The organism is Novosphingobium sp. (assembly GCF_040079535.1).
GTDB lineage: Bacteria > Pseudomonadota > Alphaproteobacteria > Sphingomonadales > Sphingomonadaceae > Novosphingobium.
Genome location: NZ_JBEBKB010000004.1, coordinates 39,229 through 61,343, shown reverse-complemented (window position 1 = coordinate 61,343; position 22,115 = coordinate 39,229). Strand labels below are relative to the sequence as shown.

General features: G+C 60.6%; 26 protein-coding genes. 16 read left to right on the top strand and 10 right to left on the bottom strand.

All coding sequences use genetic code 11. From position 1 onward, the window contains the following. The first annotated feature begins 67 nt into the window (after positions 1 to 67). Positions 68 to 394 (top strand): GIY-YIG nuclease family protein, encoded by a 327-nt coding sequence (locus tag ABL914_RS02530; protein WP_391561575.1) that lies wholly within the window; start codon positions 68 to 70, stop codon positions 392 to 394. 96 nt (positions 395 to 490) lie between these two features. Here ABL914_RS02530 and ABL914_RS02525 read toward each other — a convergent pair whose 3' ends face one another. From ABL914_RS02525 to pyk, 3 genes are all read right to left on the bottom strand, one after another. After that, positions 491 to 1,471: a DUF4238 domain-containing protein gene (locus tag ABL914_RS02525; RefSeq protein WP_391561574.1), complete on the bottom strand. Its 981-nt coding sequence runs from the start codon at positions 1,469 to 1,471 to the stop codon at positions 491 to 493. 242 nt (positions 1,472 to 1,713) lie between these two features. Continuing rightward, positions 1,714 to 1,896 (bottom strand): hypothetical protein, encoded by a 183-nt coding sequence (locus tag ABL914_RS02520; RefSeq protein ID WP_391561573.1) that lies wholly within the window; start codon positions 1,894 to 1,896, stop codon positions 1,714 to 1,716. Beyond that, complete coding sequence (pyk, locus tag ABL914_RS02515) at positions 1,889 to 3,346, bottom strand: pyruvate kinase (protein ID WP_391561572.1); 1,458 nt, start codon at positions 3,344 to 3,346, stop codon at positions 1,889 to 1,891. The genes ABL914_RS02520 and pyk overlap by 8 nt, the downstream gene beginning before the upstream one ends. 175 nt (positions 3,347 to 3,521) lie before the next feature. Here pyk and ABL914_RS02510 point away from each other — a divergent pair, with 175 nt between their 5' ends. The 4 genes from ABL914_RS02510 to ABL914_RS02495 are packed head-to-tail and all read left to right on the top strand — an operon-like array spanning position 3,522 to position 5,004. Beyond that, positions 3,522 to 3,857: a DUF1244 domain-containing protein gene (locus ABL914_RS02510; protein WP_391561622.1), complete on the top strand. Its 336-nt coding sequence runs from the start codon at positions 3,522 to 3,524 to the stop codon at positions 3,855 to 3,857. Between the two features lie 40 nt (positions 3,858 to 3,897). Then, positions 3,898 to 4,134: a DUF2312 domain-containing protein gene (locus ABL914_RS02505; RefSeq protein ID WP_391561571.1), complete on the top strand. Its 237-nt coding sequence runs from the start codon at positions 3,898 to 3,900 to the stop codon at positions 4,132 to 4,134. 55 nt (positions 4,135 to 4,189) lie between these two features. Beyond that, complete coding sequence (locus ABL914_RS02500; protein WP_391561570.1) at positions 4,190 to 4,507, top strand: heavy metal-binding domain-containing protein; 318 nt, start codon at positions 4,190 to 4,192, stop codon at positions 4,505 to 4,507. After that, positions 4,504 to 5,004: an arsinothricin resistance N-acetyltransferase ArsN1 family B gene (locus tag ABL914_RS02495; RefSeq protein ID WP_391561569.1), complete on the top strand. Its 501-nt coding sequence runs from the start codon at positions 4,504 to 4,506 to the stop codon at positions 5,002 to 5,004. Before ABL914_RS02500 ends, ABL914_RS02495 begins: the two co-directional genes overlap by 4 nt. Here ABL914_RS02495 and ABL914_RS02490 read toward each other — a convergent pair. Further along, positions 5,001 to 5,711 carry a type II CAAX prenyl endopeptidase Rce1 family protein gene (locus ABL914_RS02490; protein WP_391561568.1) on the bottom strand — a complete coding sequence of 237 codons (711 nt, stop codon included), beginning with the start codon at positions 5,709 to 5,711 and terminating at the stop codon, positions 5,001 to 5,003. The genes ABL914_RS02495 and ABL914_RS02490 overlap by 4 nt on opposite strands. A 52-nt stretch (positions 5,712 to 5,763) precedes the next feature. Between ABL914_RS02490 and ABL914_RS02485 the strand changes: the two genes are divergently transcribed. After that, positions 5,764 to 6,078 carry a hypothetical protein gene (locus ABL914_RS02485; RefSeq protein ID WP_391561567.1) on the top strand — a complete coding sequence of 105 codons (315 nt, stop codon included), beginning with the start codon at positions 5,764 to 5,766 and terminating at the stop codon, positions 6,076 to 6,078. 84 nt (positions 6,079 to 6,162) lie between these two features. Here ABL914_RS02485 and ABL914_RS02480 read toward each other — a convergent pair whose 3' ends face one another. Further along, positions 6,163 to 7,377: a Fic family protein gene (locus tag ABL914_RS02480; RefSeq protein WP_391561566.1), complete on the bottom strand. Its 1,215-nt coding sequence runs from the start codon at positions 7,375 to 7,377 to the stop codon at positions 6,163 to 6,165. Between the two features lie 25 nt (positions 7,378 to 7,402). Between ABL914_RS02480 and ABL914_RS02475 the strand changes: the two genes are divergently transcribed. The 4 genes from ABL914_RS02475 to ruvC all read left to right on the top strand — a co-directional run bounded on the left by ABL914_RS02475 (position 7,403) and on the right by ruvC (position 9,945). After that, positions 7,403 to 8,290: an IS1 family transposase gene (locus ABL914_RS02475; RefSeq protein WP_391561565.1), complete on the top strand. Its 888-nt coding sequence runs from the start codon at positions 7,403 to 7,405 to the stop codon at positions 8,288 to 8,290. Between the two features lie 92 nt (positions 8,291 to 8,382). Then, the gene (locus ABL914_RS02470; protein WP_391561621.1) at positions 8,383 to 9,126 is read left to right on the top strand and encodes a YebC/PmpR family DNA-binding transcriptional regulator; all 744 of its coding nucleotides are present in this window, start codon (positions 8,383 to 8,385) and stop codon (positions 9,124 to 9,126) included. Beyond that, positions 9,126 to 9,476 carry a DUF3147 family protein gene (locus tag ABL914_RS02465; RefSeq protein ID WP_391561564.1) on the top strand — a complete coding sequence of 117 codons (351 nt, stop codon included), beginning with the start codon at positions 9,126 to 9,128 and terminating at the stop codon, positions 9,474 to 9,476. Before ABL914_RS02470 ends, ABL914_RS02465 begins: the two co-directional genes overlap by 1 nt. Position 9,477: 1 nt before the next feature. Continuing rightward, complete coding sequence (gene ruvC / locus ABL914_RS02460) at positions 9,478 to 9,945, top strand: crossover junction endodeoxyribonuclease RuvC (protein WP_391561563.1); 468 nt, start codon at positions 9,478 to 9,480, stop codon at positions 9,943 to 9,945. On the opposite strand, the gene ABL914_RS02455 is transcribed toward ruvC, so the two are convergent. Next, the gene (locus ABL914_RS02455) at positions 9,942 to 11,411 is read right to left on the bottom strand and encodes a hypothetical protein (RefSeq protein WP_391561562.1); all 1,470 of its coding nucleotides are present in this window, start codon (positions 11,409 to 11,411) and stop codon (positions 9,942 to 9,944) included. The genes ruvC and ABL914_RS02455 overlap by 4 nt on opposite strands. 122 nt (positions 11,412 to 11,533) lie before the next feature. Between ABL914_RS02455 and ABL914_RS02450 the strand changes: the two genes are divergently transcribed. Next, positions 11,534 to 11,863 (top strand): hypothetical protein, encoded by a 330-nt coding sequence (locus tag ABL914_RS02450; protein ID WP_391561561.1) that lies wholly within the window; start codon positions 11,534 to 11,536, stop codon positions 11,861 to 11,863. 55 nt (positions 11,864 to 11,918) lie between these two features. Here ABL914_RS02450 and ABL914_RS02445 read toward each other — a convergent pair whose 3' ends face one another. Beyond that, the gene (locus ABL914_RS02445; RefSeq protein ID WP_391561560.1) at positions 11,919 to 12,785 is read right to left on the bottom strand and encodes a TIGR00730 family Rossman fold protein; all 867 of its coding nucleotides are present in this window, start codon (positions 12,783 to 12,785) and stop codon (positions 11,919 to 11,921) included. Positions 12,786 to 12,970: 185 nt separating this feature from the next. Here ABL914_RS02445 and ABL914_RS02440 point away from each other — a divergent pair, with 185 nt between their 5' ends. From ABL914_RS02440 to ABL914_RS02425, 4 genes are read left to right on the top strand one after another with little or no spacing between them, the layout of a single operon-like run. Next, complete coding sequence (locus ABL914_RS02440; RefSeq protein WP_391561559.1) at positions 12,971 to 14,362, top strand: O-antigen ligase family protein; 1,392 nt, start codon at positions 12,971 to 12,973, stop codon at positions 14,360 to 14,362. Continuing rightward, a complete protein-coding gene (locus tag ABL914_RS02435) occupies positions 14,362 to 15,063 on the top strand; it encodes a polysaccharide biosynthesis/export family protein (protein ID WP_391561558.1) in 702 nt (233 codons plus the stop codon). Before ABL914_RS02440 ends, ABL914_RS02435 begins: the two co-directional genes overlap by 1 nt. A gap of 9 nt (positions 15,064 to 15,072) precedes the next feature. Then, positions 15,073 to 17,286, top strand: a complete 2,214-nt coding sequence (locus ABL914_RS02430) for a GumC family protein (RefSeq protein WP_391561557.1) — start codon at positions 15,073 to 15,075, stop codon at positions 17,284 to 17,286. Between the two features lie 3 nt (positions 17,287 to 17,289). Further along, positions 17,290 to 18,459: a hypothetical protein gene (locus ABL914_RS02425; RefSeq protein ID WP_391561556.1), complete on the top strand. Its 1,170-nt coding sequence runs from the start codon at positions 17,290 to 17,292 to the stop codon at positions 18,457 to 18,459. Here the strand turns inward: ABL914_RS02425 and ABL914_RS02420 are convergent. Next, complete coding sequence (locus tag ABL914_RS02420) at positions 18,437 to 18,925, bottom strand: putative colanic acid biosynthesis acetyltransferase (protein WP_391561555.1); 489 nt, start codon at positions 18,923 to 18,925, stop codon at positions 18,437 to 18,439. The genes ABL914_RS02425 and ABL914_RS02420 overlap by 23 nt on opposite strands. A gap of 268 nt (positions 18,926 to 19,193) precedes the next feature. Here ABL914_RS02420 and galE point away from each other — a divergent pair, with 268 nt between their 5' ends. Next, a complete protein-coding gene (gene galE / locus ABL914_RS02415; RefSeq protein WP_391561554.1) occupies positions 19,194 to 20,186 on the top strand; it encodes a UDP-glucose 4-epimerase GalE in 993 nt (330 codons plus the stop codon). Here galE and ABL914_RS02410 read toward each other — a convergent pair. After that, a complete protein-coding gene (locus ABL914_RS02410; RefSeq protein WP_391561553.1) occupies positions 20,183 to 21,238 on the bottom strand; it encodes a glycosyltransferase in 1,056 nt (351 codons plus the stop codon). The genes galE and ABL914_RS02410 overlap by 4 nt on opposite strands. Positions 21,239 to 21,420: 182 nt before the next feature. Continuing rightward, a complete protein-coding gene (locus tag ABL914_RS02405) occupies positions 21,421 to 22,104 on the bottom strand; it encodes an NnrU family protein (RefSeq protein WP_391561552.1) in 684 nt (227 codons plus the stop codon). Positions 22,105 to 22,115 lie beyond the last annotated feature (11 nt).

Below are 22,115 nucleotides of genomic sequence, written 5' to 3'. Positions count from 1 at the left end.
CCCGTCGCCCCGTGCTTGACACGGGGCTTGGCTTTCCTTGCGGCCTAACGTTTGCCATGAAGGCAGAATGAAAAAGGGCGGCTGGGCCTACATCATGGCGAACCGCTATCGCGGCGGGATGTACGTCGGCGTAACCTCCGATCTGATTCGCCGCGTGTGGCAGCACCGCGAAGGCGAAGGCTCGGCCCACGTCAACGACTTCAACAAGACCATGATGGTCTACGCCGAACGCCACGAAGAAATCGAACCCGCCATTGCACGCGAGAAACTGGTCAAGAAATGGCGCCGCGAATGGAAGTTCGCGCTGATCGAGACGGATAACCCTGAATGGCTGGACCTGTGGGAACAGTGGTATCCGGCGGGGCAGGGGCCAGGCGGCGAGGCCGAAAGGTAGCCAAGCCCCGTGGCAAGCACGGGGCGACGAGGGTTTTTTGTTGTGATCAGGCAGCGATTCAGAGGGCAGCTGTCCGAACTTCGATGACCAGGCGTCCTACGCAACCAATGGGTCTGGCTTGGGTGGCGCGTTGCGCGGTCGCACCACGGTTCGCGACGTGCTTAGAAATCCGGTGCCAATGCCAATGTTTGTGGTCTCGATCTCCACTCTAAATTTAGCATGCTTGCGGACAAACCCTTCAACCCACGGCGCGATCAGCGGGTAGAATACAATCGTCTCAGCTGATCGAACGATCGTCCGATTGAGGGTCAGGATTTCGTGACGCGACGGGGTCATCGCCGTATAGCTGAAATGCTCGAAGGTCGGCTCAAGTTTCTTTCCCGACAATTCGACACGAGGGCAGATTCTAATGGCAAGCCAAGGCGTCAGAGGAACGATCCGATTGGCAATGCGAGGGTCGCTATTCTCTTCAATTGCAACCGGAAAGTCGCTCGTAAAAAATGGGGTATCAGCATGCTTGTTTATGAGGATATCCCAATGAAAATTCCCGAATGCGGTGACATGATCAACAATATTGCGAATGCCGATCGCCTGCGGGTAACGACCGTCTATGTCGAATACAAGCGAGCCCTCATTGATCAGTTCTGTCACAGATTTCTCGCCGAGCTCCGGCGGTACAATGTCAAATAGTCCCATGCGGTCCATCAACTGCGCTTCAATCGGCACTAGTGCTTCGAGCGGCGCACTTCCAAGCCGCATGCCTGTTGGCGAGCAGCACATCACAAAGGCCGCGAAGCCCGCAATGACGAACACCACGTTGGGATGAACTTGGCCTTCTTCCAGGGCCGCGCAAGCCCAGTTGTACTTAGGCTCAAACAGCTTTGCGAACTCCTCGATCATTCGTGGCTCGGACAAAAAGGTATTAGTGTTGCCGTCCTCGATCCGACACACATCCTCGGAACCACAAGGAAACTTTCGCCCATCCGTCTTTCGAATGGCGTGCATCTTTTTCCCGCCAAGGTCTGACGCGTAGAAGCGTTTCAAGTGGACTTGGGAAACGAAATGATCGAGCGGCATGTATCCAAGGTTAGACTGGCAGCGGGTACGTCCGCAATGTTGTTCAGTCCAAATTGCCCGCCTTCATTTCTGAGGCTGCGAACTCAACCGAAAAGATCCCCTCCCCCATTCCGCCCATCCTGAGCTTGTCGAAGGATTGTCCTGTTCTTCGTGCCGCGCGCGGTGACGCTTGAAGAAAAGGGCAGTCCTTCGACAAGCTCAGGACGAGCGGATTTGGAGTTCTGGAATCTGGAATTTGAGACTCAAACCCCCTGCACATTCCGCGCCAAGGTCTTGAACCGCTCGCCGCTCGCCTCGCGCACGGTGATCGTGGCGTGGCCGGTCTTGCTCAGTTTCCAGTCTTCCACCGTGCCGCACCGCCCCTTGTGGGTGCCCGCGATCACTTCGCAGGCATCGCCGTTCTGAACGGAACCGTTATCAGTCACCGTGCTTGCTCAGCTCATCCCCGCTCAGCGTCACCACATGGAGCAGGTTGGTCGATCCGGGCGTGCCAAACGGGACCCCGGCCAGTGCCACCAGCTTTGAGCCGGCCTGGCCGAACCCCTGGCGCAGCGCCATCCGCTTGCCCTTGGCGATCATTTCTTCAAAGCTGCCGATATCCTTGGTGGTTACCGCGTGGGTGCCCCACAGCAGGGCCAGCCGCCGGGCGATCCGCTGCGACGGGGTGAGCACCAGCATCGGCACGCGCGGGCGCTCGCGCGCCACGCGGCGGGCGGTGCTGCCCGATCCGGTGAAGATGATGATCCCGGCAACGGTCATCGTTTCGGCAATCGCGGCGCTGGCTTGGGCCAGCGCGGAGGCGGTGGTTGCCTCAGGCCGCACAACCGTGAAGTGGATCCGTTCCGAATAACCCGGATCGCTTTCCACCTGGGCGGCGATCCGGTGCATGATCGTAACCGCTTCGACCGGCCAGGCCCCGCTGGCGGTTTCAGCCGAGAGCATCACGGCATCGGCGCCGTCATAAACCGCATTGGCCACGTCTGACACTTCGGCGCGGGTTGGTGCGGGGCTTTCGATCATCGATTCGAGCATTTGCGTGGCGACCACCACCGGCTTGCCGCTGCGCCGGGTGATCGCAACGATCCGCTTCTGGATCGGCGGCACTTCCTCAGGGTTCAATTCAACCCCCAGATCGCCGCGCGCAACCATGATGCCATCGGCCAGTTCGATAATTTCTTCCAGCCGCTCAACCGCTGCGGGCTTTTCAATCTTGGCCATTAGCGCGGTTTGCGAAGTGCCCATCAGCTTGCGCGCCTCGGCCACGTCTTCGGGCCGCTGGACGAATGACAGCGCGATCCAGTCTGCTCCCTGATCAAGCGCAAAGGTCAGATCGCGGCGATCCTTTTCGGTCAGGGCCGGGATCGGCACCACCGCATCGGGAACGTTGACTCCCTTGCGGTCTGAAATCACCCCGCCCACTTCGGCGCTGCACAGGATCTTGTCCGGGCTGGCCTCGATCACCCGCAGCCGCAGCTTGCCATCGTCGATCAGCAGGCGCTGCCCCTTGTGGAGCACGCCGAACAGTTCTGGGTGCGGCAGGCAGACCCGGTTTTCGTCGCCCAGCGCAGGATCGCGGTCAAAGGTGAAGTGGCCAGAATGGCGGATGACGGCTTTGCCATCCTTGAACTGGCCAACGCGCAGCTTGGGCCCTTGCAGATCGCACAACACCGCAACCGGGCGGCCTACCGCCTTTTCCACCTCGCGGATCGCGGCGATCGTGGCAGCGTGGGTTTCGTGATCGCCGTGGCTCATGTTGACGCGAAACGCATCGGCCCCGGCGCGCAGCAGCTTTTCGATCATTTCGGGCGTGCGGCTGGCTGGGCCCAAGGTGGCCAGAATTTTGACTTTGCGTCCGCGCGGATCAATCTTTGCCACTGTTGCCTCTTTGTATTCTGTGGGCAACACCGGCCCGCTCCCCCGGACCAACCACCCGTCAATGGTACCCTGAGGACGGTCGGTCCGGGGGAGCGGACCGGTGTTGCATCTCCACGTCAGTGGAAACTGCAAACGCTCTATGGCAAAGTTGCATGACAAACCCAAGGAATCACCGATGAGTTGCTCTGAAAATACGAATGTGACTGCTGGCGATCCGCTTGAATCGCTCGATGATGCCATCGCGGCGGCGGCGTTTCGCCGCCTGGTCCTGCATTTGCGCCACCGCCATGACGCCCAGAACATCGAACTGATGGGGCTGGCCGGGTTCTGCCGCAATTGCCTGGCCGACTGGATCCGTGATGCCGGTGCGCCGTTTGACAAAGAAGCCGCGCGCGAACTGATCCACGGGATGCCCAGCGCGACATGGAAAGCACGTTTCCACAGGGAAGCGACCCAGGAACAGCTTGATCGTATGGCCGAGAGCTTGAAGTTGAACGCCCCCGCCCACTAAGAGCGGGCAACCGATTCTCATCTCACCGGAGTGACCCCACATGGCCGATGCCACCGACGACCGCCTGCGCCTTTTGATCGAGCGTGTCGAACGCCTCGAAGAAGAGAAAAAGGGCATCGGTGATGATATCAAGGACGTCTATGCCGAAGCCAAGGCGGTTGGTTATGATGCCAAGATCATGCGCAAGGTTGTTGCCCTGCGCAAGATGAAGCCCGACGACCGCGCCGAAATGGAAGCAATCCTTGATCTCTACAAAGCGGCACTGGGACTGGGTTGATCCAGATCCCGATCGCCTTAGTGTGTGACGCCAAGCCCAACCGAAAGGATCATCCATGATTGTCACCACCACTACGCTGATTGAAGGGCGTCCGGTTCAGCAATATCTTGGCATTATCACCGGCGAAGTCATCGCAGGGGCCAATGTGGTGCGCGATATCTTTGCCTCGTTCTCAGACTTTTTCGGCGGCCGCTCTGGCAAGTACGAAGAAGTTCTGGCCCGCGCCCGTGACGAGGCAATGGCCGAGATGCAGGCTAAGGCCGCAGCGATGGGGGCCAATGCGGTGATCGGGGTCGATATCGATTATGAAGTTCTGGGCAAAGCCGGTTCGATGTTGATGGTCAGCATTTCAGGCACGGCCGTGCTTGTGTGACCCACGGCGCGGGTCAAATTCGCGCCGCTACAGCCGCCGATGCACCGCGCTGCGCCGAAATCTATGCTCCGTTTGTTACTGATGGCTGGACCAGTTTTGAGCTAACCGCGCCCGATCCTGCGGAAATGGCCGGGCGAATAGAATCGTATGCCACCACCCACGGCTGGGTGGTGGCGGAAGTAGGCGGGCAGATAGCCGGCTACGCCTATGGATCGCCCCACCGGACGCGCCAGGCCTATGCCTCTTCAGCCGATGTCGCGGTCTATATTGACCCCGCCTTTGCGCGCCGGGGATTGGGGCGATCACTTTACGGCAGCTTGTTGCCCTGGCTCAAGGATCGCAGGTTCCACGCCGCATTTGCCGGGATCGCCCTGCCCAACCCTGGGAGCATCGCATTGCACGAAGCCATGGGATTTACGGCTCTGGGGGTCTACCGTGAGGTGGGCTGGAAGCTTGGCAGTTGGCGTGATGTCGGTTGGTGGCAGAGGCTGCTCTAACCAAACGCCAGCGCCAGTCCAATCGTAACGCCATTGGCCACCGCATGCGCGGCAATTGCTGCCCATAGGCCGATTTGCTGGCGTATATGGCCCAGCACCAGTCCGGCCCAGAACTGGGGCAAAACAAGCGGCACCGCGATCAGGCTGGCGGTGCCATAATTGCCCAGATGGACCAGTGCGAACAGCGCTGCGGCGCAATAGAAAATGGCCGGATAGAACCGCGCGAACCAGCCCAGCGGGCCCGGCTTCTTGCGCAAGATCAGCCAACCGGCCAAGGCCCCCGCCACAGCCGCCAGCAGCAAGACCAACGCCTGCATCGCCCATTGCGGTGAAAGCGCCAGCACAAAAGCACCGATCCCCGCAGCTGCGCAAACCAGCAGCCACAGCGCCGTGCGGCTGCCGCTTTGCCAGCCGCGAAACAGCAACTCCTCGCTCACGGGGGCCAGAATCACTACGGTCGGCACCAGCCATTCCTTGGGGAATTGTTCAAAGGCGACCGGATCAGGCAGGCTGAAGGCATATTGCCACAGGCGCAAAAGCGGCAGGATCGCGCCCAGCAGAACGGCCACCATCAGCGCCGTAAGCCAGGTCCAACGCCGCCAATTGCCAGTGCTGCGCAAACCGCCGCCAGCCATAACCTGCGGGCGGCGCAGAAATCCGGTAAAGTCTTTCAACACAGTGCGCGGCGTCAAATCGGTATCAGTCATGATGGGGGTCATACCTTGCAAAACTTTCGGTAGTGTCTCAGTTTGAATTTTGATGGATCGGCTATCGCATTCCAGCCGCAGCGCCTATATGCTTAGCGCAAAGCATGGAGGTAATATGGCAGCGATCCTAATCGAACCCGTCAGCACTCAGTCTGTCGGCTCGTATCCAGTGGAGATCATCGGCATTGATCCCACATCGCACGATTGCTTGATCGGAGATATCACGACTCCCGGCAAAGGCAAAACGCGGGAGGCTTGGAATCTAGGCGGCCTAATGCGTGGTGGATCGGCACCGGTGAACCTCGATATGAGATCAGATGATTTGCAAGCGGCCGTTGAACTGGCAAAACACTTGGGGGCGGCCTGATGCCTAAAGGCCCACGCGGAGAGAAGCGCCCAGCCGACGCTATCGGCCTTGCCGTGATGATCGGCAAGATCGCCACTGGCGAGATTACAGAGGAAGTTGAGGCGAAGCCTCACCCTCCTGCCGTTCGCGGAGCAGTTCGTAAGGATCGTCCGCACGACCGCTGATTTTTGTTCTTTGAGCGATTTCTTGGAGGCTCTTCGACCCGGTGTAAAAACGACCACGCCGTTCGCCATGAGGTATGAGCAATTCTGCGTCGCATAGTTTTTTAAGGTCGCGGCTTGCCACTACGTCAGACAGTTCGTTCTCGACACGATATTGCCCTGCGCGCACCCGATGGCCGAGCGCTCCATCCATAAGGGCGATATTCATCCTTTCATTGAGGTGATTGACAGTCGCAATCCGGCTTATTTCATTGTAAATCTTCCCAAACCATTCATTTCTCTTTTCAATGGTTTGAGCCTGTTGAAAATGTGCGCGCAGGCAAAACTGGACCCAAGCAAGGGCATCATTTTCAGGATGCCATGCGCCCTTTCCGACTTGAGCCAGAATCTCATAGTATGCCGGTGTGTTACGCCCGAGCCATTCTTCGATAGATGAGAAGATTGGACTTATTATGCCATCCCGAGAGAGAACCAGAGTTTGCAAGGCTCGGGCCATGCGTCCGTTCCCATCTTTGAAAGGATGGATCATGGTGAAATTAAGGTGAGCCATTGCCGCCTTCACGACCACGGGGCAGTCGGTTGAGGCATTTAGATAGTCCATCAATTCATCAATAAGCCTTGGAACCGCTAGAGCATCAGGACCTTCATATACCCGCTCCTCTGTCGCTTCATTCACGACATAAATGTCCCCCGGTCGCCATCGGCCTGGCATCTTTTTCAAGCTGTGCTGAAGCATCATGAAATGCAGGCTTCGAATCAACTGCGGATGGTATTCAAATTGACCGTCCTCAGATAGCTGAAGGATATAGGTCATTGCGTTACGATATCCGATTATTTCACGCCAAGTTTCCTCGTTAGCATCCATCGGCTCCTCATCATCTACTGCCGCAATCGCATCGTCCATTGTAGCATGGTAACCTTCGATGCTGTTTGAACCTTGGATGGCGCGCGCCATTGTGCTGCGACGAAGCATCCCGCTCCAACGCTGTGGGTTACTTTGAATGTAGTGCCTAAGTCTCTGACGGAGATCGTTTATCATTTCGACTACTGCGATGTCATCTGGCGTGAGAACGGGAACCTGATAGAGGGGCATATATAAAAACCTTTCGTCGTTTGTATAAATATAAATTGACTTCACGTTGTTGTCAATTTATATAATGCACATGAATAAATTGCCCCTCTCCAAGCGCGTCCAAATCCTCGCCATGCTGTGCGAGGGTTCATCCATGCGCTCGATCAGCCGCGTTGCTGATGTGTCGATCAACACGGTTTCCAAGCTGCTTGTTGAAGCTGGCGAGGCCTGCCTGATCCTGCATGACGAAACCGTGCGCAACGTCAAAGCGAGCCGCATCCAGTGCGATGAAATCTGGTCGTTCTGCCATGCCAAAGCAAAGAACGTGGCTACGGCCAAGGCCGCACCGGAAGGCGCTGGCGACGTTTGGACATGGACCGCGATTGACGCCGATACCAAGCTGATCGTGTCCTACTTTGTCGGTGACCGTTCGGGCGAAAGCGCAATGGTGCTGATGGACGATCTACAGGCCCGCCTTGCCAACCGCGTCCAGCTTACAACCGATGGTCACAAGGCCTACCTTGAGGCCGTGGAAGGCGCGTTCGGCAGTGATGTGGACTTTGCCCAGCTTGTGAAGCTCTACGGCCCCACGATCACTGCACCGGGCCGCTACAGCCCGGCAGAATGCACTGGCATCAAGAGAATTCGCCGGGAAGGCAATCCAGACATTGCCCACGTTTCGACAAGCTATGTCGAGCGCCAGAACCTCACCATGCGTATGTCCATGCGTCGATTCACCCGGCTGACCAACGGCTTCTCCAAGAAGCTGGACAACCATATTCACGCGCTGGCGCTTTATTTTGTGTTCTACAACTTCACCCGCATTCACAAGACGCTGCGCATGTCACCTGCTATGGCAGCGGGCATCACTGATCGGCTGTGGTCGCTTGAGGATGTGATTGCCAAGATTGACGAGCTGGCACCGGCTCCCAAGGCTCGCGGGCCTTACAAGAAGCGCGGCGATGAAAATTCAAACTGAGACACTACCAAACTTTCGGCATGGTTGCTTCGTCCGCATTGCCCGGTGTAAGGGCCGCAGCAACCAAAAAACTTCAGCTGCAACAGGTTCCCATGGCCGGCCATTCCAAATTCAAGAACATCATGCACCGCAAAGGTGCCCAGGACAAAAAACGCGCGGGGCTGTTTTCCAAGCTTTCCCGCGAAATTACCGTTGCGGCCAAGATGGGCATGCCCGATCCGGATTTTAACCCGCGGCTGCGCGCTGCGGTTAATGCAGCCAAGGCCCAATCGGTTCCGAAGGACAATATCCAGCGTGCGATCGACAAGGCCAGCAAAGGCGACGGCGATAACTACGAAGAAGTGCGCTATGAAGGTTACGGCCCGGGCGGAGTTGCCCTGATCGTTGAGGCCCTGACCGACAACCGCAACCGCACCGCTACCAATGTCCGCACTGCCTTTGCCAAGAACGGCGGAAATCTGGGTGCCTCGGGCGCGGTGAGCCACGGGTTCGAACGGCTTGGGCTGATCGAATATCCCGGCAGCGTCGGCAATGCCGACACGGTCTTTGAAGCCGCGCTTGAGGCCGGGGCCGATGACGTTGAAAGCGATGAAGACGGCCACGCGATCTGGGTCGCGGTTGAAAACCTCCACCCCGTCGCACGCGAACTGGAAAAAGCTCTGGGTGAGGCCGTCGGCGTCAAGCTGGCGTGGAAGCCCAGCCTAAAGGCCGAAGTTGGCGAAAGCGAAGCCGCCACCCTGCTCAAGCTGATCGATGTGCTTGACGATGATGACGACGTCCAGACCGTCTGGGGCAACTATGAAATCTCCGACGAAGTGATGGAAAAGCTGGGCTGATGCTGCAATTGGCCGCGAAAGCGCTGCTTTCTGGCGCGCTGATCGTGGCCATTGCCGAAATCGGCAAGCGATTGCCCACATTCGCCGCGCTAATTGCTTCGCTGCCGCTGGTTTCCGTGCTGGGTATGATCCTGCTGTGGAACACCAGACCCGATCCCGAGAACATGGCCGTCCATGCCGAAGCGACCTTTTGGTACGTGCTCCCCAGCCTGCCGATGTTCCTCTTGTTGCCGTGGATGCTGCGGCAAGGTTACGGGTTTTGGCTGGCACTGCTCGCCGGTTGTGCGCTGACAATCGCGCTGTATCTGCTGATGACCCATTTCGGGCCCAGGCTGGGGATCCGGGTCTGACATGCTGATCCTGGGTATTGATCCTTCGCTGACTTGCACCGGCTGGGGGATTGTGGCCAAGCAAGGCAACCGGCTGAGCCATATTGCCAATGGTCAGGTCAAGACCGACCCCAAACAGTCGTTGCCAGAGCGGCTGGTTGCGCTTGATGCCGAACTGGCCGATGTGATCGCTCGGCACCGGCCTGATTGCGCCGCGGTGGAAGAAGTGTTCGTCAACAAGAACCCGCAATCGACGCTAAAGCTGGGGCAGGCCCGCGGAGTTTGCCTGCTGGCGGCGGCGCGTGCCGGCCTGCCAGTGGCAGAATATGCCACGCGGCTGGTCAAGAAGGCGATTGTGGGCACCGGCGGGGCAGAAAAAGCGCAGATCCAGGCGATGCTGGGGGTGCTGCTGCCCGGCGTCAAGCTGGCCGGGGCCGATGCCGCCGATGCGCTGGCGGTGGCAATCGCCCATGCGCATTTGGTGCGTTAGAGCGTTTCGCGCTCCAGGACGGCCTGATAGGTCCAGTACGGATCGGCACTACAAGCGCCCGGCCTGACATAGGTGCAGGCCCGGATCACGCCGTTGGTATAGCAGCCTTGTTCGACATACCCCGTAGTCCCGCGCGGAAGATCGGGGAATACCAGCACATTGGCGGATGCGGCAATGCCCGGCGGCAGCGGCTCGATCGCGGCCTTCACTGCTTCTGGCGCAACATAAAGCGGCACCTCGCGCGGAAGCAGCGCAGGCACCAGATGCGCGCGCCACTGATCGGGCAGCGCGATCCCGCAGGCCTTGCCTTGCCCAACCCCGGCCTGTGCGGCCAGCGGTATCGGTGCGCCGCCGCGCAATGAATATGCCCCGCCCGAACGGGCATTCGCGGAAAGGCCAACGATCAGCCAGACTACGGCGAGAACGACCATCCCGCCCCAGCCCAGCCGCATCCCGCGCGCCGCCGCCGAACGCCGTGCCAAATTGACCGATGTTATGGCAGCAAGGATCAGCGCCGCGAGCACGCTGATCCAGATGAAGCGGTATTCCTTGTGCGCGATCATGCTGTGGAACAGCAAATTGACCGCCAGCGCATAGACTAGCGGGCGATAGCGCCCGGGAGAGAAAACCGCTCCGGCCGCAATGAACACCGCCAGCGGGCCCAGATGCACCAGCAGCATGCCAAGATAGGCCAGTGCCGGTTCGCGGCCAAAGCGCGCCGCGCGGCCTTCGATCATATTGAATTGAAAGTTGATCCAGATCCAGCGCAGCGGCACTTGCCCGGCGATCAGATCGCTTAGCGCACAGAGCGCCAAAGCGCACAATCCGCCTTGGATCAGCAGCCACCAGGCCCGCCGATCAAGCTTCAGGCAGGCGATGGCCAGCACGGCGGCGAAGGGTGCATATTGCAACCGCAGCACCACCCCCAGGCCCAGCGCCAGCCCGGCCCAGCGCAGCGCCTTGGCACTGCGGCCCGGCCCAAGCATCAGCGCAGCACCCAGCAGCAGCGGCCCGGCGGCAATAACCTCTGACAGCAGCAGGGTTGAGAACAGCACGCTTTCATACCACACTGCCGCGACAAACAGCGCCGCGAGACCATGTGCCGCCGAAGTAAGCGCGCCCAGCCGCCAGGCCGCTGGCAGCACCAGCAACGTCAGCGCGATTCCCGTGATCCGCGCGGCATGCATCCCCGCCAATGAGCCGGGTGCAAGCGCATGCCCCAGCCAATACGGCAGCGCCAAAAGCTGCGGGATCAGGCTGTTCCTGGCTCCGAAACGGTATTCCCATGGAACAATCCCGGCGCCGGTTGCGATCCGCTTGGCCTGTTCAAGGTATTGCATGATCTCATCGGCGTGGCTGATATCGAACGGGGCATAGGCCAGCGCGCGCAGCACCAGCGCGGCCAGCACCACAAGCGCAAAGGCCCCAGTCTGGCTGCGCGTCAGGCCTGTTTGGCTGTCCGGCATTGTTCCCCCTTGCGTTCGGCGAACTGTTCGCACGGCGCGCTGCGCCGTGCAATCGGCAAGCCAAGGTTCAGCAAGGCCGGGCTACGGCAGGCCTCAAGTAAACCAATTTGCCGGAGTCGCCCATGCGTCCGTTCGTATATGTTCCCATGATTGCCCTGGCCCTTTCGGGCTGCATGGCCAATCGTTATCAGATCTCCAACGCGCTGGAGCGTTATGGCCTCAATTCCAATCAGGCAGGCTGCGCGGCCGAATTTCTGCGCGGGCACCTCAGCACCGGGCAGGTCAACCGCCTGGCCCGCGCCGCGCATGATTTTGGCGGCGAACGGCGCCTGACCGTAGGCGATCTGGTCCGTGTGGCCGGATCGGTTGAGGACGGCGAAGTCCTGCTCCAGACCGGCGCGGCGATGCTGGCTTGCAAAGTGGGTGCGGATATTCCGATCGGCCGGTTTTAGCGGCAGGGTTGTTGCTGGCCAGGCTATCGGGCTGAACCAATAGTCTGGCCGGCCACTACAAATCGTAGAACGCCACCACTTTCGCCCAGGCTTCCTCGGCCGTCTCAACCCATTCGAACAGTTTCAGATCCTCGTGGTTGATCACGCCTTCATCGGCCAACGCCTCAAAATTAACCACCCGGTTCCAGAATTCCCGGCCAAACAGCAGGATCGGGATCGGTTTCATCTTGCCGGTCTGGATCAGGGTCAAAAGCTCCATGAATTCATCAAGCGTGCCGTATCCACCCGGAAACACCGCCACCGCGCGGGCGCGCAGCAGAAAGTGCATCTTGCGCAGCGCGAAATAGTGGAACTGGAACGCCAGATCGGGCGTCACATATTTGTTGGGGGCCTGTTCATGCGGCAGCACGATGTTGAGCCCGATGGTTTCCGCCCCGGCTTCAGCAGCGCCGCGATTGGCCGCTTCCATGATCGATGGTCCCCCGCCCGAGCAGACCACGAACTGGCGCATGCCCTTCTCGATGATCGCGCATTTCGCGGCGATCTCACCCAGCTTGCGGGCCTCCTCGTAATACTTGGCCTTGGCGGCGAGCCTTTGCGCCACCGCCTTTTTTTCTGGCGCGGCCTTGGCGATCAGGTCGGCGGCCTCCTCGGGTGAGGGGATCCGGGCCGATCCATAGCAGACCAGCGTAGATCCGATCTTTGCCTCTTCCAGCAACATTTCGCACTTCAGCAATTCCAGCTGAAAGCGCACCGGGCGCAGCTCCTCGCGCAGCAGAAAATCGGTATCGCGGTAGGCCAGCTTGTAGGCCTCGCTCTGGGTCTGCGGGGTCGAAACCACGTGCGCTTCGACGAATTCGGCTTCCTGTTCGGCAGGATAGAACCGGCGGCGGTGGAGCCGCTTTTCTTCTTCATCAGTCATTGGCCGCTTTTCGCGCGCGGATGCGCTGCTGTCAAAGCCGAACACAGCAACCCGCTGCATGCCAATCCCTGGTGACAGGCCTGAAGGCTTCCTGCGCCAGATTCGCCGGTTGCCCTCGGATCAAATGCGTATCATGAGTGCCCTTCCCCCGGCATCCGTAATTTCGCGAGTCGCACTTGCCCGTTTTGACACCTCACATTGCGGCCGATCCGGCACTGCCGCTGTCAGGCGCGATCGGCGCCGGACTGCTGCTGGCCTGCGCGCTGGTGCTGGGCGGCGGGGGATCGCCTGCGCCGCTTCCCGAACTGCTGCTTGAATGGCTGGCGCTGGCGGTCGCCGCGGCCTGGTTTTTGCTGCCCGCCACGCGCGATGCATGGCGCAAGGTGCCGGGTGCGGCATGGCTGGTTTGTCTGTTCGCAGCGGCGGTCCCGATCGTTCAACTGGTGCCGCTGCCGCCCGCCCTGTGGCACGCCCTGCCGGGCCGCGAAGCAGAGATTGAAGCGCTTTCGCTGATCGGCCGGCAGGATACCTGGCGTCCTTTGACCATGGCGGCTGACCGGACCTTGGCTTCGCTGCTTTCACTGCTGCCGCCGCTGGTGCTGCTGGTGGTGGTTTCAACCTTGCCGCTGCGAACCCGGCTGGTGCTGGCGCTGGCCGTGGTGCTTGCAGGCCTTGCCAGCCTGACCGTGGGGACCATCCAGCTGACCGCCAGCCCCGATAGCCTGGTGCAGTTTTACGGCGTGACCACCCCAACTCTGCGCGGCTTCCAAGCCAATCACAACGCAACTGCCGACCTCTTGCTGGCGGCATTGATCGGCTGGGTTCTGGCCATCCGAATCGCGGCGATTCGTGGATATCTGCCGAACCGTGCCGGGCCGGTTCTGGGGCTTTCGGCGCTGGGCATCGCGCTTTTTTCGTTCGGCGTGTTCTTCACCACATCGCGGATGGGGATTGGCCTGTTGCCGCTGGCAATCCTGGCAGCGCTGGCGCTGCTGAAAAGCTGGATGCCGCAGCTTAGCCGCAAGACTGCGCTGGGCGCCCTGGCTTTGGCCGCTGTGCTGGCAATTGCGCTGGTAGCACTGCTTCAGCTCAACCCGGCAATGGCCAGGATTGGCCAGCGCTTCAGCTTTGACAAGGAACTGCGGGTCGAACTGTGGAAGGATGGACTTTACACCGCGCGCAAACACTATCCAGTGGGGGTTGGCATGGGCAATTTCGTGCCGGCGCTGGTGGCGGAAGAGCGGCTTGAGGTGGTTCGTCCGGCCATGCCCAACCGGGCTCATAATGAATATGTCGAGCTGTCGGTCGAAGCCGGACTGTTCGGCTTGATTGCCTGGGCGGCGGTAATTGCGCTGATCGCCCGCGCGGCCTTGCAGGCCCGGCTCAGGGCCAACCGGTCTGCACGGGCCGAGGCAATGTTTGCAGGCACCGTGCTGGCCGTGCTCGCGCTCCATTCGATGGTTGATTATCCATTTCGATCCATGGCATTAGCGGCTATTGGCGCACTGTGTGCTGCGATGCTGCTGGCCAACCCAATTCCAGCCTTCGACAGATCGAACGAAAAGGATCATGAGTGATGCCGATGCGCCAACCAGTTCGGCTGGTTGCGATTATGCTGGCGGTGCTGGTTCTGGCCGGCTGCGGCCTGCGCCAATCGCCCAATCCGCTGCCTGTGGGGCCGGCCGCCTATGCCGTTTTCCCCAATACTGAAAACTGGCCCGATGAGGATGTGATCCGCGTTGGAGACCGGCTTTCGGTCCGGGTCCTGGGCGAGCCGGAGCTTACTTCGGATGCCTACGTAGTTGATTCACGAGGGAACATTCAGGTTCCCCTGGCCGGCGAAGTGATCGCCGCCGGGCGGCATCCCGGGGAATTGCGCGATGATCTGACCCGCCGGCTCGGCGCGCGGTATATCCGCGATCCGCAGGTTGCCGTTATTGTCACCGACCGCAAACGCACCAATTACACGGTTGAAGGCGATGTGCGCGAACCCGGTGTGTTCGAAGCCCTGCCCAATACCACGCTGCTTAGCGCGATCGCCCAGGCCAAAAGCCCGACCGACAGCGCGAAGCTTGACGAAGTGATGATCTTTCGGGTGGTCAGCGGCCAGCGGCTGGGTGCGCGCTTCAATCTTGACGATATTCGCAAAGGCCGCGCCCCTGATCCGGCGGTGCTGGCTGGTGATACCATCGTGGTGGGCCGTTCGGCGCTGAAGGATGCCTGGCGGCAATTCCTGCAGGCCGCCCCGGTCTTCAACCTGTTCTACATTTTCCGCTAGGAACTGTCCTTGTCCACCACGCTCCCTGCCCCGCATCGCGCTTCCCACGGCCTCGGCGATCATGATCTGCATGATGAAGTCGAACGGCTGGGTCAGGCGCGTTCGGCCTTCGATTTTCGCTATATCGTGGCGGCAATCCGCGCCAATCTGTGGTTGATCGCGGCGATCGTCGCAGCGGCACTGGCAGTCGCACTGGTTGCCACATGGATGCAGACCAAGCGGTATGATGCGGTGGTTTCGATCCAGATCAACGATTCAAGCGGACGGGTTCTGGGTTCCAAGGAAGACCAGCCAGACGAAATGAACGAAGCCGGATGGGACATTGACCGGTTTCTGAAAACCCAAACCGAAATTATCTCCAGCCGTGGAATGGCACTTCGGGTGGCGCAAAAGCTGAGCCTGCTTGGCAATCCGGTGCTGTATCAGGCCCAGGGCCTGCAGCCACCAGCAGCCGGCACATCGGCAGAAAACCTGAAAATGCAGGCAGCCGGGCTTTTGGCGGGTCACCTTTCGGTAAAACTCCCGCGCGATTCGCGGATCGTGAAGATCAGCTACAATTCAACCAATCCCGCCTTCAGTGCACAAGTGGCCAACGCCTATGCCAGCGAATTCATCGATTCGAACCTGGATCGCAAATTTGATTCGTCGGCTTATGCCCGCAACTTTCTGGGTGAGCAGCTGACAGAGGCCAAGACCAAGCTTGAAAAAAGCGAGCGCGACCTCAACGACTATGCCCGTTCCGCCGGGATCATCCGGATCGCCACCAGTGAAGGCCCGGATGGCAAATCAGGCGGCAATGGATCGGTGATCGGGGCCAGTCTGCAGCAGCTCAACAATGCTGCCAATGAAGCCACGGCGGCCAGGATCCAGGCCGAAGGCCGCTGGCGCGCCGTTTCGGGCGGATCGCTGATGTCAGCCCCGGCTGTGCTTGCAAACCCGACGGTGGTTTCGCTGCTCAACCAGAAGGCATCGGTAGAGGCCGATCTGGCCCAGGATCGCTCGCGCCATCTTGAAGACTATCCCAGCGTCCGGGCCAAACAATCGCAGCTCGATGTGATCAATCGCCAACTGCAAGTAGCGGCCAACAATGTCCGCGCTTCGGTCCGTTCTGAATACGATGCTGCGCTGGCAACCGAGCGCCAGCTGCAGGCTCAGGTTAGCCGGCTCAAGGGCGAAACCATGTCCGAACAGGACCGTTCGGTGCAGTACAACTTGCTCTCGCGCGAAGTCGATACCAACCGCCAACTGTACGATGGGCTGCTCGAACGCTTCAAGACCCTCAACGCCATTGCCGGGGTCAGCCTCAGCAACGTTTCGATGATCGACGCCGCCGAAGTGCCGCGCGGCCCAAGCTCGCCCAATTTGTTCAACAATCTTCTGGCCGGGCTGGTGATCGGGCTGGGCCTGGCCGCACTGGTGGTGTTCTTCAAGGATCAGTTTGACGACGCGATCCGCGTTCCTGAAGATATCGAGGCAAAGCTTAACCTGGCGCTGTTGGGAGTTGTTCCGCAAACCCGCGATGATGATCCCGATAACGCGATGCGTGACCCCAAATCGCCGGTCTCAGAGGCCTACAATTCGCTGCGTGGGTCGTTGATGTATTCGACGCCAGAAGGCTTGCCGCAAATCATGCTGGTCACCTCTGCCCAGGCCGCTGAAGGCAAGACAACGACTGCGATCGCAATCGCGCAAGGCTTTGCCCGGATGGGCAAAAGCGTGCTGTTGGTCGATGCCGATATGCGCCGCCCATCGCTGCACCGCCGCCTTGGCCTGATTGGAGAGCACGGCCTTTCCACGCTGCTGACCTCGCATGATCCTCTGTCGTCGGCGCTCGTCAAGGCCGAAGGGTCGAAGCTTGCGGTGCTGATCGCCGGGCCGGTTCCCCCCAGCCCGACCGAGCTGTTATCGACCGCCCGGATTGAGGAAATCCTGCAAGAAGCAGCTGGCCAGTTTGATGTGATAGTGGTCGATAGTCCGCCGATCCTGGGCCTGGCCGATGCGCCGATGCTGGCTGCGCTGGCCGATGGCGTGGTGTTCGTGGTCGAAGCCGATCGAAGCCGGCGCGGCGCGCTGAAGACCGCGCTGCGCCGACTGCGGGCGATGCGTCCGGTCATTCTTGGAGCACTGCTGACCAAGTTCGATCCGCTCAAATCCGGCAACCGCTACTCGGAATACTACGGCTATCACTATTACCAGTATGAAAGCCGGGCAGAGAAAGGCTGAACCATGTTGCGGGGGGCCTTGATCCTGCTGTCAGGCCTGGCCTTGGGCGGGCTGAGTGCGGTGAGCGGGCTGGACCGGATGGCCCGGACCGATCCCGCAATTGCTGCGCAGGTGCCCACCCGATTTGCCAGTGCCGCGCTGCGCACTTTGGGCGGGCAGGCCCTGGCCGCCCGGCGCAGCGCCGATGCGGCTGCATATGGCTGGCACGCGATCGACCGCTCCCCGGTTAATGCCGAAGCCGTGGCGCTGTTTGCGGCCGGCAATCTGGGCGGCGGCAATACTCCGCTGGCCCAGCGGGCCTTTCGGCTAGCCGGGCGGATGGGTTGGCGTGTGCCGATTACCCAGGCCTATTGGCTCAATCAGGCACTGGAAGCGCGCGATTATGATGCGGCGGCAATGCGGCTTGATGCGCTGCTTCGCCAACAGCCGACACTGGTTGGCCAGCAGGCCCTGATCGATCCGGTTGAACGCAACCCCGAAGCCCGCGCTGCATTGGTGGAGCGGCTTGATCTGGAAACGGCCTGGCTAGGGAAATACCTCAACGAAGTGTTCGATCTGCCGCCCGAAGTGCTGCGCCAGCGCGGCTGGGTGCTGGTTGATGCGGCCAGGGCCGGGTTTGAGGTGGGCTGCGATGCCAGTGCCAATCTGGCGGCGGCAATGATCCATAAACGGCTCTACCAGGAAGCCCGCGAGCTTTGGGCGGCGCAATGCCCCGAAGCCGGCAACGCGCTGTTGGGCGATGAAGGTTTTGCCGCGCTAAACCTGCAGGGGGCCCGCAATCCGTTCGGCTGGCAGATTGTTGGCAACGGCGATGTATTGTTGAGCGCGGTGCCGCTTGCGGCGGGCAACGGCCAGCGGCTGGCCATCGATGGAACGCCTCCAGTCATGCGGCGTTTCCTTGCAAAGCTGTTGCTGCTAGCCTCTGGGCGCTATCAACTGTCCTGGCTGGCCGGCAAAAATGACGGTAAACCAAGCGATAAAATCCGCGCTGCACTAAGCTGCAAGGGTCAGGCCGAAATCTGGCTTGAGCCGCAGCTTGACCGTGCCAGCGGGCGCTGGTTTGCAACCACTGTAGTCCCGGCGGACTGTCCGGAACAGCGGCTGAGCTTTGCCTTGGCTGCGGGTGCAGGAAGTGTTTGGCTGGAAGACGTTAGTCTGGATCCAATACCCTGAGCGCACGGCGTTTGAGCAGCGTGGCCGGATTTCCTGAATAGATCCCGTCCGCATCGGCATCGCCGAACAGCGCGCCGCGCGCCGCCAATACCGATCGATCATGCATCGTCACCCCTGGGCCGACAAATGCTTCGGCGGCAACCCAGCAGTGATCGCCGATCATGATCGGGCGCAATTGCAGCTGAAAGTGCGGGTCGTTTACATCGTGCGTGCTGGCACAAATATGCGCCCGCTGCGAGACCACTGTGCGCGCGCCGATCGTGATCCGGCCTTGATTGTATAGCCGCACGCCTGGGCCAATCAGTGCCAGCTCGCCCAGATCCAGATTGGCCGGGTGCCAGATCAGCACGCTGGCATGAACCCGCGCGCCGCGAGCCACTTTTGCCCCGAATGCCAGCAAGACCAGCCGCCGCCAGGCATGCAGTGGCGGCGGCGTAAAGCGCGCAAAAACCAGCCAGCCGAGCATCCAGAACACCCGGAACAGCCGGTTGCCCAGCGTAAAACTGGCTCCGCCTTCGAGCGGGCGGGTTTGAGCGGCATCGAGCGGTTCGATCGCGTCTTTCTCCCAAAGATTGAATGGGCAAGATTAGGGTGCTCGCCTGCTGGTTGCCAGTCCAAAACGTCAATCAAGCGCAAATGTTGGCATGACCCCCTTTCGTTCTCCGCCGGTTTAGACTAGCGCTGGCAGAGAACGTTAGATCCGCTCGATTCCAACGACAAATCAGGATGATCCGATGGCCAATACGAAACCTGTAGTGCTGGTCACCGGCGGGGCGGGCTTTATCGGCAGCCATGCCTGCAAAGCACTGGCAGCGGCGAACTACCTGGCGGTGAGCTATGACAACCTTAGCACCGGCCACATCGAAGCAGTCAAATGGGGGCCGTTGCATCGGGGCGACGTGCTCGATACTGATCGTCTAACAGCGGTGCTCCGTGAGAGCCAGGCTCAGGCGGTGATGCACTTCGCGGCTTCGGCATATGTGGGCGAATCGGTGAGTGATCCGCAGAAATACTACCGCAACAACGTCGTCGGGATGTCCAGCCTGCTCGATGCCATGTCCGCGACTAGGCTCAAAACCCTAGTCTTTTCCAGTTCTTGCGCGACCTATGGCGAGCCTGTACATTCACCGATCGATGAAGACACGCCGCAGCGCCCGATCAATCCCTATGGCCGGACCAAGCTGATCTGCGAAGAAATGGTCCGCGATACGGCATACGCGCATGGCCTGTGCTATGCGATCCTGCGCTATTTCAATGCCGCCGGGGCCGATCCCGAAGGCGAGTTGATAGAGCACCATAAACCCGAAACCCACCTGATTCCGTCGGTGCTGATGGCCGCGCTGGGGCTGCGCGACGAGATCCAGGTCTTCGGTGACACGTTCCCGACTCCTGACGGCACTTGCATCCGCGATTACATCCATGTCACCGACCTAGCGCACGGCCACGTCCTCGCGCTCACGCACTTGCTCAGAACGGGCGATTCGCTCACGCTCAATCTTGGAACCGGGCAGGGCAGTTCGGTCCGCGACGTGATTCGGGCTTGCGAGGCATGTGTCGACCGTCCGATCCCCCAGCGCATGGTTGCAGCCCGCGCGGGTGATCCGCCGCTGCTGGTCGCCGATGCGAACCGGGCACAGACCGCTCTCGGTTTCATCCCGACGCACTCGGACTTGCCGATGATCGTCAAAGACGCTTGGGCCGCCTTGCAGAAACTGCCGAGAGGCTAGGATTTCTTACCCGCAATCGCCGCCAGATAGGCATTGGCCCAGCGCCTACCGACGGTTTCGAGCGAAAACGGTCCCGCCGCCAGGCGATGCGCCGCCGCAGCCATTTCAAGCCACTGCGGTTCGTTCAACTCCAGAGCTCCAGCGATGGCTTCTGCGATTGCGAGCGGAACGTAACCGCACTCGATTGCGCCGCCCATTTCGAAACCTTCGGGAATATTGCACTCGTCTGTCATAATCGAGGGGGTTGCAGCGGCCCAGCTTTCGAGGATCGACAATGGCAGGCCCTCGCTGTGCGAAGGCAAGATGGTGAAGCGCGATCTCTCAAGCAGCTGTTGCTTGGCTTCGCCAAAGATCGGCCCAACGAATTGGGCAGAGGCAGGCGCGCCGATCAGCGCAGCCTTGAGTTCGGCAACATCCTCGTCTGCGCCCCAGCCGGCAATGACCAACTGCGCACCTGCGGGGTTGAGCAGCTTCCAAGCAGCAACCAGCGCAAGGATATTCTTCTTGGGATGAATCCGGCCGATGAAGGTGATCTTGGCTTCGCGAATCCTGGTCGGCGCGGAAATCACTGGCGGTCCTACATTGGGCAGGACCAGGCTATCACTGCGCCCAGCCTCATGCTCGATCGCCCGCGCCTCGCGGCCAGTCAGCGCGTGGAAGAAGGCGGCGCGGCGCCAAGCCGCGCGTTCGTAGCCGATCCGGGCCAGCGCTTTTTTCCAGCGGCCGCGTGCGGTAATCCATGGATCGAGCATGCCCTGCGGGGTGATGACCAGCGGCTTTCCTGTACGCCGCGCCCAGAGCTCACCTGCTCGGGTTGGATACATCCAGATTCCCTGTTGGTGCAGGCAATCGAGCCTCGCGGCCAGCAGCTTTTTCAACAGATCGGGGGCAAAGCCGATCTGAGTTGGACCTACAATCCGACTGAAATGGACCTGGCTGGGGGCATAGCGCAAGGCGTCTTCAGCGCTGTGTTCGTCCTCCAGCGCGAAGACAACCGCCTCGCCGCCATTCGCGCGAATAATCTCTGCTTGGGCAATGACAGCCTCAGCCACACCTCCGCCCAATCGCGAGGCCGACGAGGTCAAAAGGCCGATCCTGAGACCCGACAGGGATTGCATCTGGCTCAAGCCTGGTCGCTCAAGAAGCGCGTGGGTGCTTGGATTGGTATCGTTTTCATCGCCGAAATTCTTGCCCTAGGTCTATGAATGAGTCGATAGCCGATGTGGCTAGGTCGCTAGAGCCAGCGCCACAGCCCGGCCGGAATTCCGATCAGCCAGCCGTGCAGCCAGGTTGCGCCAAGCCAAAGCGCCGTTCCGCCCAGCCAGGCTATCAGCCCGGCGGCAGGCAGCCCGGCCAGCCGGGGGATGAACGGTGTGCGCCGTTCCCACATTGCCCAGCTTTCCCCCACCAGCCGCATCTTCTTGTTATCCTGCATCAGCGCGCCAAGCAGCGCGAGCAGCCCGATCGCCAGCGATAGCACGATCACCCGCGGAACCGGGCTGACCAGAACGTGGGCCAGGCTCCACAGTGCAAAGCTCCACATCATCGGATGGCGCGTAACGGCATAGATCCCTTTGGGCTTCTGGCGGGCCAGCTGTGCAGCGCGCGGCCCCGGCATCGCCGGGTTGCCCTGGAAGGATCCGATCAACAGCACCGAGGCCGCCAGCATGATCGCGCTGGCAATCCCCCAGGCCAGATCCTGTTGCCCGTTCCACAGCGGCAGATCGCCGGCCGGCACCGCGCGGAAGGCAAAAATCATCCAAACGAACGTTGCCAGCGCCACAGCCGAATAAAGCCCCACGAAACCGCCTTCACCCAGCCGCGCCACCAGCGGCTTGCGCAAGGGGTGCGACAAAGCAAAATGGGTGCCGATAAAGCTGAGTGAAGCGGCAATCAGGACCGTCAGCTGATCGTTCATGGCAGCGGCCC